Origin of the sequence: Nostoc cf. edaphicum LEGE 07299 (genome assembly GCF_015207245.1) — a bacterium.
Lineage (GTDB): Bacteria > Cyanobacteriota > Cyanobacteriia > Cyanobacteriales > Nostocaceae > Nostoc > Nostoc edaphicum_B.
The window spans coordinates 1-4,179 of the sequence record NZ_JADEXF010000507.1 but is presented as its reverse complement, the minus strand read 5'-3'; the positions used below and the strand labels follow the sequence as shown (position 1 = coordinate 4,179).

Here is a 4,179-nt window from a genome sequence, read left to right as displayed (position 1 = left end):
AGACAGTTATTATGGGGTTTAGCAAGATTATTAAAACCTCGTGTTGGCAAAATTTATTTAGATACAACAGATGTGTTTAAGCTATCAACAAAAGATGTTGCTAAAAAGTTAGGAATTCTTACCCAAGGCCCCGTTGCACCAGAAGGATTAACCGTTCGAGATTTGGTAGCTTGTGGAAGGTTTCCTTATCAAAGCTGGTTGCAGCAGTGGACAAAAGAAGATGAAAGATTAGTAGAACTAGCGTTAGAAATTACTGGGATTAAATACTTGGCAGAACGTGAGTTAGATACTCTTTCTGGTGGACAGCGACAACGTGCTTGGATTGCAATGGCATTAGCTCAAGATACGGATATTTTATTGTTAGATGAACCCACTACTTTTTTAGATTTGGCACACCAAATAGAAGTTTTAGATTTATTGTATGATTTGAACCAAAACCAGCGACGAACGATTGTGATGGTGTTACATGATTTGAATCACGCCTGTCGTTATGCTGATTATTTGGTAGCGGTGAAAGAAGGTCAAATTTTTGCTGTTGGCGAACCTAATTTGGTGATCACTGAGAAGATGGTAAGGGAGGTGTTTGGATTGGAATGTCGGATTATTCCAGACCCAGTTTCAGGCACACCGATGTGTATACCAGTGGGAAGAAAGGGGAGAAAATAGAAATAAATAAAAACATTTCTTCCTTCTGGTCTTGCAGAGTAGGGAATAAGTTTTTTTACTAGCAGTGATGAAAAAACATCCTGCAAATATGCAATGCTCTCTTCTGAAATTAAATTGCTATATTTATTGCAGATATCTAATACAGTGGAGAGCGAGTTTTTGGGGTAGAACTGGTAGGAGTCTGATTGGCTGGAACTGCAACCGTAGCAGACTGGCGTAAAATCGCAATTCCGACTGACGGTATTAATAAAAACAATATTCCAATACTGACTCGCTGCCACATTTTGGACGGAATCGGATAAGACATGGCTAAATCCTCACACTAAATTTTTTCTGTCACATTTGATTATTTACCTAGAATAGTCTTGAGCAGCTTGGGATTTGATAAGCGTTTCAGTTTTGGTAACTGTAATTTATACAACACTAACCATTCACATCTAACATTAGGGAATATAACAGTATTTGTTGGTATCGGCTCAATAATCTGAGTTAAGTAAATTACTCAGCTGCTTCATTCCAGAGACTCATTTGTGACAAAGCTGGCATGAAGTTTGATGAAGTTGTATTAGTTGTAGTTAAAAAACATCAAAAATCGGGAAACCTGGAAATAAAGTTTTACCCGATAAATAAAAGCTAATGGATAAACAGCAAATTATAAAACTGCTAATTGGTGATTTGACTTGGCAACGGCTGGTTAAATCTTTAATTTTTATCTATCTATTTTTTGGTGTATTTGTATATTTTCGGGCAGATAGCATGATTTTTCTGTCTCAACCTTCTAGCTATCAGGATGATCCAAAAATCCTGAAGTTAAAGAGTGGAAAAGATACTAAAATCTCAGCTACATATTTATTGAACAATCAAGCTAAATATACTATTCTTTATTCTCATGGTAATTCTGAAGATTTAGGAGATATCAAACCGATTCTAGAAAAATTACACGCATGGGGTTTTAGTGTCTTTGCCTTTGATTATCGCGGTTATGGTACGAGTCAAGGAAAGCCGACAGAAAGTCATGCATACGAAGATATGAATAGCGCTTACAATTATTTGACCCAAAATTTAAAAATTCCACCTGAAAAAATTATAGTTTTGGGGCGTTCGGTTGGCGGTGGTTCTGCGGTCAATTTAGCAATGCAGAAACCAGTAGCTGGTTTAATTATTGAAAGCTCGTTTATTTCCGCTTTTCAAGTAATAGTACCTTTTCGGATTTTACCTTTTGATAAGTTTCCCAATCTGAACAAGATCAAAAAAGTCAAATGTCCGATATTGGTGATTCATGGGAAAGCAGATAGCATAATTCCTTTTACTCATGGAGAAAAGTTGTTTAACGCTGCAACATCCCCAAAACTTTATTTGTGGGTTGAAGAGGCAAATCATAACGATTTATTCTCGATATCTGAAGAAAAGTATCGTCAAACTTTGCAGGAGTTCACTAACCTTGTCAAGGCAAATCAGCAATTATAGCAACCGTCTAGCCTATTAGGACATAAACTATAAGTATTATCATGAGCCGCTCTCGCTTGATTTATAGCAGTTGCCAGGTAGATTAGGACATAATGACAAGCGTAAATCTCAGGAATAGCAAGGTTTTTACCTCCAGCATAGCTGCCTCCTGCCTCCTGCTATAGTAAGGACTTTTCTCCACTATCTACCTCTTTGACAATAGTATTCAACGTAGAATGGAGCAAAATTTTCAACAGGTTTACGGAATTGCGATGACATCGCTTGAAGTCATAATCATCAAACAGCCAAATAATTAAAGCTATTAAGGAGATAAATTAACATGAGCGAAAATAATAACTCACAATCCACAAGCGAGAATAATAAACCACAACCCCCTAAAACAATAGGAAGACCACTAAAAACTGAATTCACTAATTCCGAACAACAGCCCAAAACACAAAAATTATCAAATATTAATTGACTAGAAGTAATCCCAATACTACTCGGTTAAGAAAATTTGTAGGTTGGTTGAATGGAGGGAAATCCAACAAAATCCTGAAAATATTGGGTATAAAAAACTAGAAGTCTAATATAAATATTCACATTGCTGCTATATTTTGGGAACCATTGGTTCCCATTTTTTTATCTCTAATCCTATCGCTTATTGATTCATTTATTTGATAAGGGTAGGCAAATAGTGAAACAAGTTCTACCTGACTGCGACTCAAATGAAAGCGTACCGTGATGGCGATTTTCTACAATGCGGCGAACGGTTTCTAAACCAAGTCCTGAACCATGTCCTACTGATTTGGTGGTGAAGAAAGGTTCAAAAATACGGGTTTTAATTTCAGGTGGAATTCCACTGCCAGAATCGATGATGTCAATATGGGCAAAGCGATCGCAATGATGTGTTGTAATTTCTAGCAGTCCTTTACTATCCATTGCATCAATGGCGTTGTCAATTAAGTTCGTCCACACTTGATTCAATTCGCTGCCATAGGCAAGGATTTTTGGAAGACTTCGATCGTAATTGCGTTGCACTTGGACACCGCACTTGAGTTTATGAGCAAACAATCGCAAGGTATCTTCCAAACCTTGATGTATATCTACTTCTTGCTGAGTGCCTTGATCGAGGTAAGAATAAGACTTCATTGATTGCACAAGTTCGGAAATCCTCTCAGATCCTCGCAAACCATGTTTAATCATCGACATGACTTCAAAGGAAAGCGCTAGCCAGTGTAATCCCATTTCTCGCAATTCTGTGTTGTCGTTGCGCCAACGTTCCATGAGTTGCTGTAGGGTTTCAACCTCAACACCGCCTTCCGCTAAAGGTTCTGCCAATTTCCATGCTTGGTTTACACCATAGTCTTCTAACCATTCCAGCAATATCTCTTCGCGATCGCTTAGTGTTACCGGATCTAGGCGATTATTCAAAATCGCATCATAGCCTCGATCGCGTACTCTCAACCAGTGTTGAGTATGGGCTTCGTCAACATTGCGTTGCCCATAAACTAAGTTCATTCGTTGTAACTCTAAGATGGCGGCTGGCATTTCTCCTAAAGTCCGAACGAGGGCTGCGGCTGGGTTGTTGAGTTCATGAGCTAGACCGGCGGCAAGTGTTCCTAAAGCTGCCATCTTCTCCCGCCCACGAATGAAAGACTCTAGCCCCCGGACACGACCTTGCATAATGCGGAAGACCATCCGCTCAAAATCACGACATTCATGCAGCAGTTTGCGGAAGTCTTCTCCCTTCATTTCATAGATGTGGCAATTTGAAAATGCCCGCATTGTCACAGGTGCAGGTTCATCTGTGAGTACTGGAATTTCACCAAAAAAGGATGGGGCTTCGTGTTGCCCGATGGGAATTTCAACTCCTTGACTGCGGCGGGTGATGTTGATCTTACCTTTGACTAAGATAAATAAGCGACATACAGGGTCTCCCTCATAGGACAACACTTCTCCAGCAGAAAGTTCAACTGTTTGAGCGCGATCGCAAACCCACTGCAATCGTTCTTTGGGAAGTTGTTGAAATGGGTCTAAGTTGATTAATTCCTCAACACACAACAT

Annotated in this window: 4 protein-coding genes; 2 read left to right on the top strand and 2 right to left on the bottom strand. The window is 39.2% G+C overall.

The window, feature by feature from the left end; all coding sequences use genetic code 11:
- The coding region (locus tag IQ229_RS15750) for an ABC transporter ATP-binding protein (protein ID WP_194045192.1) at positions 1-666 on the top strand (666 nt) is incomplete at its 5' end.
- A 136-nt stretch (positions 667-802) separates the two neighbouring features.
- Here the strand turns inward: IQ229_RS15750 and IQ229_RS15745 are convergent.
- Entirely contained in the window at positions 803-973 is a 171-nt protein-coding gene (locus IQ229_RS15745) for a hypothetical protein (RefSeq protein WP_194045190.1), read from the bottom strand.
- 329 nt (positions 974-1,302) lie between these two features.
- On the opposite strand from IQ229_RS15745, the gene IQ229_RS15740 reads away from it, so the two are divergent.
- Complete coding sequence (locus IQ229_RS15740; protein ID WP_194045188.1) at positions 1,303-2,133, top strand: alpha/beta hydrolase; 831 nt, start codon at positions 1,303-1,305, stop codon at positions 2,131-2,133.
- Between the two features lie 648 nt (positions 2,134-2,781).
- Here IQ229_RS15740 and IQ229_RS15735 read toward each other — a convergent pair.
- A partial coding sequence (locus IQ229_RS15735; protein WP_194045186.1) for an ATP-binding protein occupies positions 2,782-4,179 on the bottom strand: 1,398 nt, incomplete at its 5' end.

Excerpts from the sequence above, each read along its gene's own strand:
- IQ229_RS15745 (WP_194045190.1), bottom strand. The coding sequence starts at position 973 with ATGTCTTATCCGATTCCGTCCAAAATGTGGCAGCGAGTCAGTATTGGA.
- IQ229_RS15740 (WP_194045188.1), top strand. The coding sequence starts at position 1,303 with ATGGATAAACAGCAAATTATAAAACTGCTAATTGGTGATTTGACTTGG.